This window comes from Pseudomonas sp. RSB 5.4 (genome assembly GCF_037126175.1).
Taxonomy (GTDB): domain Bacteria; phylum Pseudomonadota; class Gammaproteobacteria; order Pseudomonadales; family Pseudomonadaceae; genus Aquipseudomonas; species Aquipseudomonas fluorescens_H.
The window spans coordinates 3,266,949-3,281,662 of sequence record NZ_CP146986.1 but is presented as its reverse complement, the minus strand read 5'-3'; the positions used below and the strand labels follow the sequence as shown (position 1 = coordinate 3,281,662).

Below are 14,714 nucleotides of genomic sequence, written 5' to 3'. Positions count from 1 at the left end.
CCTCCCGACCAGTTAGTTGCCTATCAGTCTCTGAAGGTTGGCTTATTCAGCGTCTTCACGCGCCCAGTCACGGGTGCGGCTGACGGCTTTTTTCCAGCCTTTGTACAGTTTCTCTTTCTCGACTTCATCCAGGCTCGGCTCGAACTCGCGCTCGATGACAGCCTTGCCGCGCAGTTCGTCCAGGCTGCCCCAGAAACCGCACGCCAGACCGGCCAGATACGCTGCGCCCAGCGCGGTGGTTTCGCGCATTTGCGGGCGCTCGACCTGGGTGCCGAGGATGTCGGCCTGGAACTGCATGAGGAAGTTGTTCGCGACCGCACCGCCGTCCACACGCAGGGCCTTGAGGCGTTCGCCGGAGTCCTGTTGCATGGCGTCGAGCACGTCGCGGGTCTGGTAGGCGATCGATTCCAGCGCGGCGCGGATGATGTGATCCACGCGCACGCCGCGCGTCAGGCCGAACAGTGCGCCACGGGCATACGGATCCCAGTACGGAGCGCCCAGACCGGTGAAGGCCGGTACCAGGTACACGCCGTTGCTGTCCTTCACTTTGTTGGCGAAGTATTCGGTGTCGTGAGCGTCATTGACGATCTTCAGTTCATCGCGCAGCCACTGTACGGTCGAGCCACCGTTGAACACCGCGCCTTCCAGGGCGTAAGCCACTTCGCCGCGTGGGCCGCAAGCGATGGTGGTGAGCATGCCGTGCTGCGATTTCACCGCTTTGTCGCCGGTGTTCATCAGCAGGAAGCAGCCGGTGCCGTAGGTGTTTTTTGCCTGGCCCGGCTCGACGCACATCTGGCCGAACAGTGCGGCTTGCTGGTCACCGGCGATACCGCCGATGGCGATGCCGCTCTTGGTGCGACCGTAGATTTCCGAAGAAGCCTTCACTTCCGGGAGCATCTCGCGCGGGATGTCGAGGATTTCCAGCATCTTCGAATCCCACTCCAGCGAATGGATGTTGAAGAGCATGGTGCGCGAGGCGTTGGTGTAGTCGGTGACGTGCACCTTGCCGCCGGTGAATTTCCAGATCAGCCAGCTATCGATGGTGCCGAACAGCAGTTCGCCGTTGCGCGCACGCTCGCGGCTGCCTTCGACGTTGTCGAGGATCCACTTCAGCTTGGTGCCGGAGAAGTACGGGTCGGTGACCAGGCCGGTGTTGTCGCGAATATATTCTTCGTGGCCATCGCGCTTGAGCTGCTGGCAGATCTCGGTGCTGCGGCGGCACTGCCAGACGATCGCGTTGTATACCGGACGGCCAGTGGTCTTGTCCCAGACCACGGTGGTTTCACGCTGGTTGGTGATACCGATGGCGGCCACCTGATCGTGATGCAGGCCAGCCTGGGCCAGCGCTTCAACCATCACTGCGCTCTGGGTGGCGAAGATTTCCATCGGGTCGTGTTCAACCCAGCCGGCTTGCGGGTAATGCTGGGCGAATTCGCGTTGGGCGGTGCAGACCACGTTCGCATCGCGGTCGAAAATGATCGCGCGGGAGCTGGTCGTACCCTGATCGAGGGCAATGATGTAGTTCTTATTCTGAATGTCGGTCATGTCGATTGCCTTGGACGTAATAAGGGAGAGTGGGCCGTGGCGCGGGTTCGAAAGGGCAGGAACCCGCGCCGACTGTTTCAAGAAGTTCTTGGTTTGCCGTCAATGGCCGGTTCTGCATCCTTTGTAGCAGGTGTGGCGCCGGTCAGGTGACGGGCGATGAGCCCGCGATACCCGGCAGCGCCGAGGCAGGCACCGACAATCGGTGCAAAAATCGGAATCAGGAAGTACGGAATATCGCGGCCGCCAGTGAAGGAAATTTCACCCCAGCCGGCAAAGAAAGTCATCAGTTTCGGACCGAAGTCACGGGCCGGGTTCATCGCGAAACCAGTCAGTGGGCCCATCGAACTGCCGATCACAGCGATCAGCAAACCGATCAGCAGCGGTGCCATCGGGCCTTTCGGCAGACCGTTATTGTCATCGGTCAGGGCCATGATCACGCCCATCAGGATCGCGGTGATGATCATCTCGACCAGGAATGCCTGGGCAGTCGACAGCACTGGATTGGGGAAGGTGGAGAATACCGACGCCAACTCAAGGCTGGCAGCCGAACCACGAACCATTTGGTGAGTTTGTTCGTAATCGAAGAACAGGTTGCTGTACAGCGTGTAAACCAGCAGCGCGCCGCAGAACGCGCCGGCAATCTGCGACAGGATGTAGAACGGCAATTTGCGTTTTTCGAAGTCGGCAAAAATGCTCAGGGCAATACTCACGGCGGGGTTCAGGTGCGCGCCGGAAACTCCGGCGGTCAAGTAGATCGCCATGCTCACACCGACGCCCCAGATGATGCTGATTTCCCACAGGCCGAAGCTGGCGCCCGCGACTTTGAGCGCGGCGACACAGCCGGTGCCGAAAAAGATCAGAAGTGCAGTCCCCAGGAACTCGGCCAGGCATTGGCCGGAAAGCGATGGTTGCTGAATAGCAGTTGTCATTGAAAACCTCGATTTTTGTTGTTGTCTGGCGCATTTGCCGTCAGGGCAAGGCGCGATTTTCGCCGAGGCAGGATCCCCATCCTGTTCCCGGTTTACTGCTGGGTGCTGCGGTGATGATAATTCTTACATTATTCAGATTCGAAAAAATATAGACAAGAAACAAACCTGTCAAAGGTCGAAAGTGAACCATCGGTCACAATTAAACTATCAACCTGTTGAATGATCCTGCGGGTGACTGCGGCGATAGCCCGGTGATTCGCCTGTAAAGCCCGAAAAACGGGGCTTGCGCTAGAGCCTTTTGCGAGGTGATGGCCTAGAATCCGGCGCAGGATTTTCTGTTGATGCCGAGCCTGGAGCTGCCATGACCCCTGCGTTGGACTTGTTGAAAAAAGTTCGTGCCGAACATCGCGTGCACAGTTACGAACATGATCCCAAGGCTGCGTCCTATGGGCTGGAGGCCGCAGAGAAGCTGGCGCTCGAGCCGGCTCAGGTGTTCAAGACGCTGCTGGCCGCCAGTGAAAAAGGTGAATTGTTGGTGGCGGTGGTGCCGGTCGTCGGAAGCCTTGACCTCAAGGGCCTGGCGCATGCTGCTGGGGTGAAAAAAGTCGAAATGGCCGACCCGGCTGCCGCGCAGCGTTCCACCGGTTACCTGTTGGGCGGCATCAGTCCGCTGGGGCAGAAAAAACGCCTGCGCACCTTCATTGATAACTCGGCCCAGGGTTTTGCGACTATTTATGTCAGTGCGGGTCGACGTGGCCTCGAAGTCGAACTGGCGCCGGCGGTGCTGGCTGAGCACACCCAGGCCAAATTTGCCGATATCGGCCGTGCGTAACCCTCATCGCTGTATGCAGAAAATTGGCCGGTTCTGTCACTGGCGCTGATCCGGCCCGCGTTGCATGCTCTGCCCACGGACTTAGGGAGAAGGTTATGCAGCTTGAGTTTTATCAAGTCGACGCGTTCAGCGATCGGCCGTTCAGTGGCAATCCGGCGATGGTTTATCGGCTCGATGCATGGCTTGCGGATGAGCTGATGCAGAAGATCGCCGCCGAGCACAATCTGGCGGAAACCGCGTTTGTGGTGCGCGAAGGCGCGGCGTGGCATATCCGCTGGTTCACCCCGACCACCGAGGTGCCATTGTGCGGGCATGCGACGCTGGCCAGCGCCTATGTGTTGTTCGAGGTCTACAAGGAAACCACCGAGCGGCTGGACTTCATCTGCAAGTCCGGGCCGTTGAGTGTCAGTCGTGAAGGCGATCGCCTGTGGCTGGACTTCCCTTCAATTGTGCCGTCAGAGATTGGCGTGACGCTGGATGTCGAGCGTGCGCTGGGCGTCGAGGCGGTGGATGTGCTTGGTTCCAACGAGTTGTTCGTGGTGCTCGAGTCGGAGCAGGCGGTGCTCGACTGCAAGCCGGACATGGTCGCGCTGGCGAAATTGCCGTGGCTCGGCGCGATCGTGACGGCACGCGGCAATCAGCATGATTTCGTCTCGCGTTATTTCGCCCCGGCGATCGGCATCAACGAAGATCCGGTCACTGGTTCGACGCATTGCAGCTTGATTCCGTACTGGTCGAAACGCCTGGGCAAGTCCAGTTTGACCGCGTGCCAGCGCTCGGCGCGGGGCGGGGAGTTATTCTGCCGGCTGGAAGGTGAGCGGGTGAAGATTGGCGGGAATGCGACGCTGGTGGCGAGCGGTACGTTGATTCTAGGCTGACCCAAAACCAATTGTGGGAGCGGGCTTGCTCGCGAATGCGCTGTGTCAGACGACCTCTTCGTTGACTGACACAGCGCATTCGCGAGCAAGCCCGCTCCCACAGTTTTGATCCGGGGCGGATCAGAGTGCAGCGCTGTAGCGGCGAACGCCGTTTTCCGCCGCCGGGATTTGTGCCGCGGTACTGCCGCTGGCCTGGAACAGGACGAGGTGTTCGGCGGCGACCCGAATCCCCACATCCGCACCGACCTGATGGTCTGCATGGCTCGGGAAGATCGATTCCAGTTGCGCACCGGTCGGCAGTTGCAGGCGATACAGGGTTGAGGCGCCAAGGAACGTCTTGCCGACGATCCGCGCTTTCAACCCGCTGTCCGGCGCATAAACAATGTCATCCGGACGCAGCAACACATCCACCGCACCGCCCACCGGCCAGGTGTAGGCCCGGTTGCCGCGCAGTTCACCGAGTTCGGTCTGCACCGATTCCGGGCTGCCGAGCTGGCCGCGAATGAAATAACCCTGACCGATGAAGCTGGCGACAAACGGCGTCGCTGGCTCGTGGTAGAGGTTGTAGGGCGTGTCCCACTGCTCCAGCCGACCTTCCTTGAACACGCCAACGTGATCGCTGACGGCGAAGGCTTCTTCCTGGTCGTGGGTCACCAGAATCGCACTGGTGCCACGGGCCTTGAGGATGTCACGCACTTCGTGGCTGAGCTTGCGCCGCAGTTCGCCATCGAGGTTGGAGAACGGCTCGTCGAGCAGCAGCAATTGCGGCTCCGGCGCCAGAGCCCGGGCGAGGGCGACACGCTGTTGCTGGCCTCCCGATAACTCGTGGGGGAAGCGCTTGCCGAGGTTCTTCAGGTTGACCAGTTCCAGCAGCTCCTCGGTGACGCGCTCCTTGTTCGGATGCTTGCGGATACCGAAGGCGATGTTGTCCGCGACGCTCAGGTGCGGGAACAGCGCGTAATCCTGAAACACCATGCCGATCCGGCGTTTCTCTGGTGCCAGAGTGAAACCGGCGCTGGAGATGGTTTCACCTCCCAGGGTGATTTCACCTTCGTGCACCGGTTCAAAACCGGCAATCGCGCGCAGGGTGGTGGTCTTGCCGCAGCCGGACGAGCCGAGCAGGCAACCGATGTCACCGGCGTTGAGGTGCAGATTGAGGTTCTGCACCACACGTTGATCTTGATAGCCGCAAGCAAGGTTGCGCAGGTTCAGCAGTAATTCATGGCTCATGCGTGGTGATATGCCGGTTCGACGAGGAACTCGAGCAGGGCCTTCTGTGCGTGGAGACGGTTTTCTGCCTGATCCCAGGCGACGGAGCGCGGGTCATCAAGCAGGTCGAGGCTGATTTCTTCACCGCGGTGCGCTGGCAGGCAGTGCATGAACAGCACATCTTCGGCCGCCAGATCGAGCAGGGCGCGGGTCACCTGGAACGGTGCGAATAGCTTCAGGCGCTTGGCAGTTTCCTCTTCCTGACCCATCGAAGTCCAGACGTCGGTGCTCACCAGATGCGCACCGCGCACAGCGTCCTGCGGATCGCGGACGATGGTCACACGATCGCCGGCGCGGGCGACGAACTCAGGATTTGGCTCGTAGCCTTCCGGGCAGGCGATGCGCAACTGGAAGTCGAACTGGATCGCCGCTTCTATATAGCTGTTGCACATGTTGTTGCCGTCGCCGATCCAGGCCACGGTCTTGCCCTGGATCGAGCCACGGTGCTCAAGGAAGGTCTGCATGTCGGCCAGCAACTGGCACGGGTGCAGGTCATCGGACAGGCCGTTGATCACCGGCACGCGCGAGTTGGCAGCGAATTCGGTCAGGGTGCTGTGGGCAAAGGTACGGATCATCACCGCATCGAGCATGCTCGACATGACGATGGCGCAGTCGCCGATCGGCTCGCCACGGCCCAACTGGGTGTCGCGCGGCGACAGGAAGATTGCCTGGCCACCGAGCTGGATCATGCCGGCCTCGAAGGAGATCCGGGTACGGGTCGAGGACTTCTCGAAGATCATCCCCAGGACGCGGTTTTTCAGAGGCTCGAACAGTACGCCGCGGTTACGCAGGTCCTTGAGCTCAACGCCTCGACGGATCACGCTGACCAGCTCTTCGGGCGTGCAATCCATCAGGGCGAGAAAGTGCCTTGCGCTCATCATTGACTACCTTTTTGCTACAAACCGCAGATGCTCAAAGCCTTGTTTAACGGAACAACGGGCGAGACCTGCGGCGTAAGCCGCACGGGGCGACGAAATAGGGGAAGGCGCGATATTGACACTAAATGTCGCGTTACGCCAATAGGCTACGGTTTTTGCGGAGTTTGCAGCGGCGACAGAGTGTTGCAGTCGCGCAGTAGAAGCCGGGTTGAGGCGTGTAACGGACTCATTTGTACACTGGCGCCGCGGGGCTTGGCAATCCGCTGTGGCGGGGATGGGGCAGGTCGGGTCGGTTTGCGACTGCCCGGCCACGGCTTCGCTTGGTCGGATGGCCGGTTGAAACATTTGCTAATGCAAAGTGCTGGGTTATAACTACCTTTCGAGCGACGCAGGAAGCCTCCGCATGGAATCGAAAGAACAATTGTTAATGGAATTGCTGGGCCACACGGCTCGCTCACTGACCCATCTCACCGCCTCGGTGACGTCAATGTCCTTCGAACTGCTGCGCAGCGAAGATGATGTGGTCAAGGCTGCCAGTCGCCAGATGATCGATCGCATGGCGACTATCAGCGCAGGGCTCGACGAGCACTGGCGACTGATCGGCGAACTCACCGGCGTGCACGTCGCCCACGAGCAGATCGAAACCATTCAGGAAATCCAGTTGCAGGCGCCGCCGCAGTTGCCGTCCAACTGAGCCTGACGAGCTATCGGCTCGCCTGATAGCCGTCGATTCACAAGACGAACGTCGCTGGCGTCGCTCCTGCACACGGGCCATAGTTTTGTTCCCGCAGGCACGTCCGTTGCCTGCCCAGAACAAGACAGAGACTGGCCATGACCAAGACTCTCCATCACCGTGCCTGCCACCTGTGCGAAGCCATTTGCGGCCTGACCATCGAGACCACCGAAACCGATGGTAACGTCGCAATCACCTCAATCAAGGGCGATGCCCTCGATACGTTCAGTCGCGGGCACATCTGTCCCAAGGCTGTGGCCCTGCAAGACATCCAGAACGATCCGGATCGCCTGCGTCAGCCGATGCGCCGGGTCGGCAGCGAATGGCTGCCGATCGAGTGGGACGAGGCCTTTGCGCTGGTGGCCGAGCGTCTGGCGGCAATTCAGGAGCGTCACGGCCAGAACGCGGTGGCGGTCTATCAAGGCAATCCGAGCGTGCACAACTACGGGCTGATGACCCACAGCAACTACTTTCTCGGCCTGCTGAAAACGCGCAATCGCTTCTCCGCGACCTCGGTCGACCAGTTGCCGCATCACCTGAGCAGTTACCTGATGTACGGCCACGGCTTGCTGCTGCCGATCCCGGACATCGATCACACCGATTTCATGCTGATCCTCGGCGGTAATCCGCTGGCATCCAACGGCAGCATCATGACCGTACCGGATGTCGAGAAACGCCTGAAGGCGATTCAGGCGCGCGGTGGCAAAGTGGTGGTGGTCGATCCCCGGCGCAGCGAAACGGCGGCCATCGCCGATCAGCACTTGTTCGTGCGTCCCGGTGGCGACGCGGCGTTGCTGTTCGGCGTGCTCAATACCTTGTTCGAAGAAGGCCTGACCCGCGACAGTCACTTGCCCGTCGATGGCCTCGATGAAGTGCGCGCAGCCATCGCAACGTTCACTGCCGAAGCCATGAGCCCGCTGTGTGCGGTGCCGGCCGAGCAGATCCGCCAACTGGCGCGGGATTTCGCTGCTGCGCCGAGCGCGGTGTGCTACGGGCGCATGGGCGTTTCGACTCAGGCGTTCGGCACCTTGTGCCACTGGGTGGTGCAGTTGATCAATCTGGTCACCGGCAACCTCGACCGGGTCGGCGGCGCGCTGTGCACCGAGCCGGCGGTGGATCTGGTGGCGTCGACCTCGGGTGGGCATTTCAACAAGTGGCAGAGCCGGGTGTCCGGGCGGCCCGAGTACGGCGGCGAGCTGCCGGTGTCGGCGCTGGCCGAAGAGATGCTCACCGAAGGCGAAGGGCAGATTCGCGCATTGATCACCGTGGCCGGCAATCCGGTGTTGTCGACACCGAACGGCCGGCAACTGGAGCAGGCGCTCGATGGTCTGGAGTTCATGCTCAGCATCGACCTGTACATCAACGAAACCACGCGTTATGCCGACCTGATCCTGCCGTCGACTTCGGCGCTGGAGAACGATCACTACGACACTACGTTCAACCTGTTCGCGGTGCGCAACGTCACTCGCTTCAATCGGGCGATTCTCGCCAAGCCCGAGGGCGCATTACACGACTGGGAGATCTTCGTTGGCCTGGCCAAGGCGTTTGCCGAGAAGACCGGTAAGGAGCTGAAACCGACGATGCCGCCGGCGAAGATGATCGATATGGGGCTGCGCATGGGGCTGTATGGCGATGCTTCGGCGCACCAGCTGTCGCTGGCGACGCTGTTCGATCATCCGCACGGCGTCGATCTGGGCGCGCTCAAGCCGAATCTGGCGGCCCGCCTGAAAACCCCGAATCAACGGGTACAGGCTGCGCCACCGGAGATCCTCGCCGATCTCGCACGCTTTGCCGCCTTGCAGGCGCCGGCGGCGGATGAGCTGCTGATGATCGGCCGGCGCCATGTGCGCAGCAACAATTCATGGATGCACAATTACCATCGTCTGGTGAAGGGTAAGCCGCGTCATCAACTGCTGATGCACCCTGATGATCTGGCCAGTCGCGGGCTCGACGACGGGCAGTTGGTGCGCGTCAGTTCGCGGGTCGGGCAGATCGAAGTGGAAGTGCTCGGCAGCCTGGACATGATGAAAGGCGTGGTCAGCCTGCCGCATGGCTGGGGTCACGCGCGTCCGGGGGTGCAGATGGCGATTGCCAGCGGTCAGCCGGGGTCGAGCGCCAACGACCTGACCGATGAATGCCAGCTCGACGAGCTGTCGGGCAACGCGGCGCTCAACGGCGTGCCGGTGACGGTGGTGGCGGCTTGAGCATGTCTGTCGGGGAGACCGAGCAGGGCGCTCGGGATTCCGTTACAATGCGCCACCGTGCCGACCCATGAGTCGGAAAGTTCAGCCGAGGTGCTCCATGGATATCATCGAAACGATTAAAGAGCAGATTGCCAACAACACCATTCTGCTTTACATGAAAGGCTCGCCGAATGCCCCGCAGTGTGGCTTCTCCGCGAAAGCTGCGCAGGCCGTGATGGGCTGTGGCGAGAAGTTCGCCTACGTCGACATCCTGCAGAACCCGGAAATCCGCGCCAACCTGCCAAAGTACGCCAACTGGCCGACTTTCCCGCAATTGTGGGTTGGCGGTGAACTGGTCGGCGGCAGCGACATCATGGCTGAAATGTTCGCCAACGGTGAGCTGCAGACTCTGGTCAAGGAAGCATCGGCCAAGGCTGCTGCGGCCAAGTCCGAAGCCTGATCCGGCTTAGTGGGAGCGGGCTTGCTCGCGAATGCGGTGTATCAGAAAAATAGTAACTGACTGATACACCGCATTCGCGAGCAAGCCCGCTCCCACAGGGATCTGCATCTGATCCGGGATTTGCCAATAAAAAAGCCCCGCACCTCGTAAGAGGGCGGGGCTTTTTAGTGCGCTGGAAAAGTTAACGCGAGTTGCCGGTGCAATCGAAAAAGATCGCAGCCTGCGGCAGCTCCTACTCTTCGCCCATCTGCGATTGCAGATAGTTCTCAAGACCGACTTTATCGATCAGGCCCAGTTGGGTTTCCAGCCAGTCGATGTGTTCTTCTTCGGACTCGAGAATGTCTTCGAGCAGTTCACGGCTGCCGAAGTCGCCAACCGATTCGCAATGGGCGATGGCGGCTTTCAGATCGGCGTGGCCGGTCTTTTCGATGCGCAGGTCGCACTCGAGCATTTCCTGGGTGTGCTCGCCAATGTGCAGCTTGCCCAGATCCTGCACGTTCGGCAGGCCTTCAAGGAACAGGATGCGCTTGATCAGCTTGTCCGCGTGTTTCATCTCGTCGATGGATTCGTGGTACTCGTGCTTGCCCAGCTTGTTCAGGCCCCAATCTTCATACATGCGCGCATGCAGGAAGTACTGATTGATCGCGACCAGCTCATTGGCAAGGATCTTGTTGAGATGCTGGATGACTGTAATGTCGCCTTTCATGATGGGAGTCCTGCCCTGTAATAGCTGTATATAAGGCGGAGTTTGAGCTTGGTACTTATAAGTGTCAAACCTAAGTTATTGAATAATAAATGAAATTAAATCTGAATAAGAATGTTTGTGTTCCGCGTCTAGCGCCTAACCAGTTGATTTACGGGCATAAAAAAACCGGACATAAGTCCGGTTCTTCGAAATTGGGGTAATTACGCCGCTGTAAATTCTACCGGATACGGGATCGCGGCCTGGGCGGTTTGCAGTTTGGTCAGGGTTTCGCGGACCACTTCCTTGGCCAGGCAGGCACATTTGCCGCATTGGCTGGCGACGCCGGTGGCCTGGCGGACTTCTTTATAGCTGCAGCAACCTTCATAGATCGCTTCGCGGATCTGTCCGTCGGTGACGCCAGTGCAGAGACAAACATACATAAGTGAGAACCGTCGCTGGTTGTGACTCAATTGCGATGGATCTTAATGTTAACGAGAATGATTGTCAAAGTGCTTTCTGAACGCTTTATGAACGAATCAGCGATGACTGACGAACGGTGCTTAATGGCGATTTGCCTGGCCCCGAAAATGCGGCACGGTTATCCGCTTTGAGCAAAAAACCGTTAAGGACAGGCGAAAAACGCAGTGTATGATGGTCGGCCCTTGCGAAGAGGGTTCGTGTCACAGGGCTGTCGCCTGAGGGTGGCAGGCTGGCCCGGACCCTGAACTTCAAAGTTATTCACCAGGAGATATCCATGAGCGTACTCGTAGGCAAACAAGCCCCTGACTTCACCGTCCCGGCCGTACTCGGCAATGGCGAGATCGTTGACAGCTTCACCCTGTCCTCGGCCATCAAAGGCAAATACGGCCTGGTGTTCTTCTACCCACTGGACTTCACCTTCGTCTGCCCGTCCGAGCTGATCGCTCTGGACAACCGCATGGCTGACTTCAAGGCACGTAACGTAGAAGTGATCGCTGTGTCGATCGACTCGCACTTCACCCACAACGCCTGGCGCAACACCCCGGTCAACAATGGCGGCATCGGCCAGGTGAAATACACCATGGCTGCCGACATGAAGCACGACATCGCCAAGGCCTACGACGTTGAGTCCGAAGGCGGCGTGGCTTTCCGTGGCGCGTTCCTGATCGACGACAAGGGCGTTGTCCGCTCGCAGATCATCAACGACCTGCCGCTGGGCCGTAACATGGAAGAGCTGATCCGTCTGGTCGACGCTCTGCAATTCCACGAAGAGCACGGCGAAGTCTGCCCTGCCAACTGGAAAAAAGGCGACAAAGGCATGAACGCTTCGCCAGAAGGCGTTGCGGCTTACCTGACCGAGAACGCTGCTGCCCTGTAAGGCACAACGTCGAGGTACAAAAAAACCGGCCCACGTGGCCGGTTTTTTCATGCACGGGATTTGTCCGACGAGGATCAGTCGTCGAAGTCTTCCCAGCCGCCCATCTGTTTCCAGCGGTTGACGATGCCGCAGAACAGCTCGGCGGTCTTCTCGGTGTCGTAACGCGCCGAATGCGCTTCACGGCCGTCGAAGTCGATGTCGGCTGCCTGACAGGCCTTGGCCAGTACGGTTTGGCCGTAAGCCAGACCGGCCAGCGTCGCGGTATCGAAGCTGGAGAACGGGTGAAACGGGTTGCGCTTCATGTCCAGACGCGCAACCGCAGCATTCAGGAAGCCAAGGTCGAAGCTGCTGTTATGGCCGACCAGAATCGCGCGCTTGCAGCCATTGGCCTTCAGCGCCTTGCGCACGCCACGGAAGATGTCGGTCAGCGCGGTTTCTTCGCTGACCGCCATGCGCAACGGGTGATCGAGCTTGATCCCGGTGAACTCCAGCGCCGCCGCTTCGATGTTGGCGCCTTCGAACGGCTCGACGCGGAAAAAGTAGGTGTGATCCGGGTAGACGAAACCCTTTTCATCCATGGCGATGGTGGTCGCGGCAATCTCCAGCAGAGCGTCGGTGGCCGAATTGAAGCCACCGGTCTCTACGTCGACGACAACCGGCAGGTAACCGCGAAAACGTGCTGCCATTGGGTGACGGGAACCGCCGCCGCCACCTTGACCGTCCAGTTCGTCGTCGAAATGGTCTTCACTCACGCGTGTTCCTCCAGCAGGCGCCAGCGCAGTTTTTCACCGGCGCGCAGCGGGATAACGGTCAGCTCGCCAAACGGCAGGCTGGTCGGGGCGGTCCATTCTTCGCGAACCAGGGTGATGCGATCGGTGTTGGCCGGCAGACCGTAGAAGCGTGGGCCGTTGAGGCTGGCGAACGCTTCAAGCTTGTCCAGCGCGTTGCGCTGTTCGAAGGCTTCGGCATACAGCTCAATGGCGGCGTACGCGGTGTAGCAGCCGGCGCAGCCGCAGGCGGCTTCCTTGGCGTGCTGGGCGTGCGGCGCCGAGTCGGTACCGAGGAAGAACTTCGCGCTGCCGCTGGTGGCGGCATCGAGCAGGGCTTCCTGATGGGTATTACGCTTGAGGATCGGCAGGCAATAGAAGTGCGGCCGAATCCCGCCCACCAACATGTGGTTGCGGTTGTACAGCAGGTGATGCGCGGTGATGGTCGCGCCGACGTTGGCCGAAGCCTCGTTGACGAACTGCACGGCGTCGCCGGTGGTGATGTGTTCGAACACCACTTTGAGCGTCGGGAAACGCTCGACGACACGGCGCATGTGCTCATCGATGAAAATCTTTTCGCGATCGAAGACGTCGACATCGCCACGGGTGACTTCGCCGTGGATCAGCAGCGGCATGCCGACTTCGGCCATGGCTTCCAGCGCCGGGAAGATCTTGTCGATGCTGGTCACCCCGGAATCGGAGTTGGTAGTGGCGCCGGCCGGGTACAATTTGGCAGCGTGCACGAAACCGCTGGCCTTGGCCTGACGAATTTCTTCGGGCTGGGTGCGGTCGGTGAGGTACAGCACCATCAGCGGTTCGAAACGACTGCCGGCCGGGCGGGCAGCGAGAATCCGCTGGCGATAGCCGTCGGCTTCAGCGGCGTTGCGCACCGGTGGTACCAGGTTGGGCATGATGATGGCGCGGCCAAAGGTGCGCGCAACATCGGCAACGGTATTGGTCAACACGGCACCATCGCGAAGATGAATGTGCCAGTCGTCGGGACGCAGCAGGGTCAGGCGGTCGGACATGAGGGGATTCCAGGCGGGTCAAACTGAGGGGAATGCTACCGGAAAAGACTCTTGCAGGCACTCGCTATCAAGTTTTGCCGGAACCTTCCGATATCCCGTAGGTATGCCGTAAACATAGTGTGAATCGGTCTTTGTGTTACAGAAGCCAATGGAGCCTCCCGTGCGCCAGCGATATTTAGCCTTGCTCAGTGTGTTTGCCAGCCTCCCCGCGATGGCGCTCACCTACCAGACGCGTCTGGAGAACATTGAGTGGACGGTCGAGGGCGACAAGTTCGAGTGCCGCCTGACCCAGCCGATCACCGATTTCGGCTCGGGCCAGTTCGTGCGCAAGGCCGGCGAACAGGCGATATTCCGCCTCAATGCCTATAACGCCATGCTCGGCGGCGGTTCAGCGACGTTGCTTGCGGCGGCCGCGCCATGGCAACCGGGGCGCAACGACATCTACCTGGGCAGCGTCAGGATCGGCACCGGTAACGTGCTGTTCAACAGTTCGCAATCCCAGGCCGGCGGGCTGATCAGCGGTTTGCTGGACGGTCGCAGCCCGGTGGTGCGCCGTGCGTCCGGCGATGGCCGAGTTTCGGAAGTGCGTCTGCTGCCGGTGAAGTTCAGCAAAGCGTTCAATGATTACCAGACGTGTGTGGCAAAACTGCTGCCGCAGAATTTTGACCAGATCAAACAATCGCAGGTCGGTTTTCCGGGTGAGGGCACTGATCTGGACTCCGCCGCTCGCGCCAGGCTGCAGGTGATGCTGGACTTCATGAAGGCCGATCCGACGGTCAATCACATCGAACTGGATGGCTATTCCGACAACAGCGGCAACCGTCTGACCAACCGTGAACTGTCGCGCCGTCGCGCGCTGGCGGTGGTCGATTTCTTCAAGGCCAACGGCATCGCCGAATCGCAGATCACCGTGCGTTTCCATGGTGAGCAATATCCTTTGGTGCCGAACACCAATGCCACTAACCGGGCGAAGAATCGCCGGGTCAGCGTGAAGCTGGCACGGGTGGCACCGACCACTGCGCCAGCGCCACAAGCCAGCGCGCCTGCCAATGCTGCGGCGACTTCCTGACCCGCCGGTCATCGTCGCGCTCTCGACAGATTCTGTCGCTTTGTCGTCTTAAGCTGTCGCGCCTCTGTAAATTATCGTATTTGAGCGGTAGACTCCTCGGC

General features: G+C 60.0%; 15 protein-coding genes. 7 read left to right on the top strand and 8 right to left on the bottom strand.

From position 1 onward, the window contains the following. Positions 1 to 42: 42 nt before the first annotated feature. Together glpK and V9L13_RS14745 are read right to left on the bottom strand one after the other, a co-directional pair. Complete coding sequence (gene glpK / locus V9L13_RS14750) at positions 43 to 1,545, bottom strand: glycerol kinase GlpK (protein WP_003227744.1); 1,503 nt, start codon at positions 1,543 to 1,545, stop codon at positions 43 to 45. 77 nt (positions 1,546 to 1,622) lie between these two features. Continuing rightward, the gene (locus V9L13_RS14745; RefSeq protein WP_003227742.1) at positions 1,623 to 2,474 is read right to left on the bottom strand and encodes an MIP/aquaporin family protein; all 852 of its coding nucleotides are present in this window, start codon (positions 2,472 to 2,474) and stop codon (positions 1,623 to 1,625) included. 361 nt (positions 2,475 to 2,835) lie between these two features. Here V9L13_RS14745 and ybaK point away from each other — a divergent pair, with 361 nt between their 5' ends. Both ybaK and V9L13_RS14735 read left to right on the top strand, forming a co-directional pair. Beyond that, positions 2,836 to 3,306: a Cys-tRNA(Pro) deacylase gene (gene ybaK, locus V9L13_RS14740; protein WP_003227741.1), complete on the top strand. Its 471-nt coding sequence runs from the start codon at positions 2,836 to 2,838 to the stop codon at positions 3,304 to 3,306. 95 nt (positions 3,307 to 3,401) lie between these two features. Continuing rightward, the gene (locus V9L13_RS14735) at positions 3,402 to 4,184 is read left to right on the top strand and encodes a PhzF family phenazine biosynthesis protein (RefSeq protein WP_103486014.1); all 783 of its coding nucleotides are present in this window, start codon (positions 3,402 to 3,404) and stop codon (positions 4,182 to 4,184) included. A 120-nt stretch (positions 4,185 to 4,304) separates the two neighbouring features. Here V9L13_RS14735 and V9L13_RS14730 read toward each other — a convergent pair whose 3' ends face one another. Next, on the bottom strand, positions 4,305 to 5,414 hold the full coding sequence (locus tag V9L13_RS14730; protein WP_338799891.1) for an ABC transporter ATP-binding protein: 1,110 nt from the start codon (positions 5,412 to 5,414) through the stop codon (positions 4,305 to 4,307). Beyond that, entirely contained in the window at positions 5,411 to 6,331 is a 921-nt protein-coding gene (gene argF / locus V9L13_RS14725; RefSeq protein WP_338799890.1) for an ornithine carbamoyltransferase, read from the bottom strand. Before argF ends, V9L13_RS14730 begins: the two co-directional genes overlap by 4 nt. A gap of 403 nt (positions 6,332 to 6,734) precedes the next feature. Here argF and V9L13_RS14720 point away from each other — a divergent pair, with 403 nt between their 5' ends. From V9L13_RS14720 to grxD, 3 genes are all read left to right on the top strand, one after another. Beyond that, positions 6,735 to 7,025: a hypothetical protein gene (locus tag V9L13_RS14720; protein WP_003227733.1), complete on the top strand. Its 291-nt coding sequence runs from the start codon at positions 6,735 to 6,737 to the stop codon at positions 7,023 to 7,025. Between the two features lie 137 nt (positions 7,026 to 7,162). Beyond that, a complete protein-coding gene (locus tag V9L13_RS14715) occupies positions 7,163 to 9,268 on the top strand; it encodes a molybdopterin oxidoreductase family protein (RefSeq protein ID WP_338799889.1) in 2,106 nt (701 codons plus the stop codon). A gap of 97 nt (positions 9,269 to 9,365) precedes the next feature. Beyond that, on the top strand, positions 9,366 to 9,707 hold the full coding sequence (grxD, locus tag V9L13_RS14710) for a Grx4 family monothiol glutaredoxin (RefSeq protein ID WP_003227729.1): 342 nt from the start codon (positions 9,366 to 9,368) through the stop codon (positions 9,705 to 9,707). Positions 9,708 to 9,939: 232 nt separating this feature from the next. Here the strand turns inward: grxD and bfr are convergent, their stop codons facing one another. Both bfr and V9L13_RS14700 read right to left on the bottom strand, forming a co-directional pair. Further along, positions 9,940 to 10,413 (bottom strand): bacterioferritin, encoded by a 474-nt coding sequence (bfr, locus tag V9L13_RS14705; RefSeq protein ID WP_003227727.1) that lies wholly within the window; start codon positions 10,411 to 10,413, stop codon positions 9,940 to 9,942. A 200-nt stretch (positions 10,414 to 10,613) separates the two neighbouring features. Then, a complete protein-coding gene (locus tag V9L13_RS14700; protein ID WP_003227725.1) occupies positions 10,614 to 10,832 on the bottom strand; it encodes a bacterioferritin-associated ferredoxin in 219 nt (72 codons plus the stop codon). Positions 10,833 to 11,146: 314 nt separating this feature from the next. Between V9L13_RS14700 and V9L13_RS14695 the strand changes: the two genes are divergently transcribed. Beyond that, positions 11,147 to 11,749, top strand: a complete 603-nt coding sequence (locus V9L13_RS14695) for a peroxiredoxin (protein WP_003227723.1) — start codon at positions 11,147 to 11,149, stop codon at positions 11,747 to 11,749. A gap of 74 nt (positions 11,750 to 11,823) precedes the next feature. Here V9L13_RS14695 and rnt read toward each other — a convergent pair whose 3' ends face one another. Together rnt and pyrC are read right to left on the bottom strand one after the other, a co-directional pair. Then, positions 11,824 to 12,501, bottom strand: a complete 678-nt coding sequence (rnt, locus tag V9L13_RS14690) for a ribonuclease T (RefSeq protein WP_003227721.1) — start codon at positions 12,499 to 12,501, stop codon at positions 11,824 to 11,826. Continuing rightward, a complete protein-coding gene (pyrC, locus tag V9L13_RS14685) occupies positions 12,498 to 13,544 on the bottom strand; it encodes a dihydroorotase (protein ID WP_103484888.1) in 1,047 nt (348 codons plus the stop codon). The genes rnt and pyrC overlap by 4 nt, the downstream gene beginning before the upstream one ends. Positions 13,545 to 13,704: 160 nt before the next feature. Here pyrC and V9L13_RS14680 point away from each other — a divergent pair, with 160 nt between their 5' ends. Beyond that, a complete protein-coding gene (locus tag V9L13_RS14680; protein ID WP_338799888.1) occupies positions 13,705 to 14,613 on the top strand; it encodes an OmpA family protein in 909 nt (302 codons plus the stop codon). Positions 14,614 to 14,714: the final 101 nt, after the last annotated feature.

Excerpts from the sequence above, each read along its gene's own strand:
- V9L13_RS14715 (WP_338799889.1), top strand. The coding sequence starts at position 7,163 with ATGACCAAGACTCTCCATCACCGTGCCTGCCACCTGTGCGAAGCCATT.
- V9L13_RS14720 (WP_003227733.1), top strand. The coding sequence starts at position 6,735 with ATGGAATCGAAAGAACAATTGTTAATGGAATTGCTGGGCCACACGGCT.
- V9L13_RS14695 (WP_003227723.1), top strand. The coding sequence starts at position 11,147 with ATGAGCGTACTCGTAGGCAAACAAGCCCCTGACTTCACCGTCCCGGCC.
- V9L13_RS14745 (WP_003227742.1), bottom strand. The coding sequence starts at position 2,474 with ATGACAACTGCTATTCAGCAACCATCGCTTTCCGGCCAATGCCTGGCC.
- argF (WP_338799890.1), bottom strand. The coding sequence starts at position 6,331 with ATGAGCGCAAGGCACTTTCTCGCCCTGATGGATTGCACGCCCGAAGAG.
- bfr (WP_003227727.1), bottom strand. The coding sequence starts at position 10,413 with ATGAAAGGCGACATTACAGTCATCCAGCATCTCAACAAGATCCTTGCC.
- pyrC (WP_103484888.1), bottom strand. The coding sequence starts at position 13,544 with ATGTCCGACCGCCTGACCCTGCTGCGTCCCGACGACTGGCACATTCAT.
- V9L13_RS14730 (WP_338799891.1), bottom strand. The coding sequence starts at position 5,414 with ATGAGCCATGAATTACTGCTGAACCTGCGCAACCTTGCTTGCGGCTAT.
- V9L13_RS14700 (WP_003227725.1), bottom strand. The coding sequence starts at position 10,832 with ATGTATGTTTGTCTCTGCACTGGCGTCACCGACGGACAGATCCGCGAA.
- glpK (WP_003227744.1), bottom strand. The coding sequence starts at position 1,545 with ATGACCGACATTCAGAATAAGAACTACATCATTGCCCTCGATCAGGGT.
- grxD (WP_003227729.1), top strand. The coding sequence starts at position 9,366 with ATGGATATCATCGAAACGATTAAAGAGCAGATTGCCAACAACACCATT.
- V9L13_RS14735 (WP_103486014.1), top strand. The coding sequence starts at position 3,402 with ATGCAGCTTGAGTTTTATCAAGTCGACGCGTTCAGCGATCGGCCGTTC.
- ybaK (WP_003227741.1), top strand. The coding sequence starts at position 2,836 with ATGACCCCTGCGTTGGACTTGTTGAAAAAAGTTCGTGCCGAACATCGC.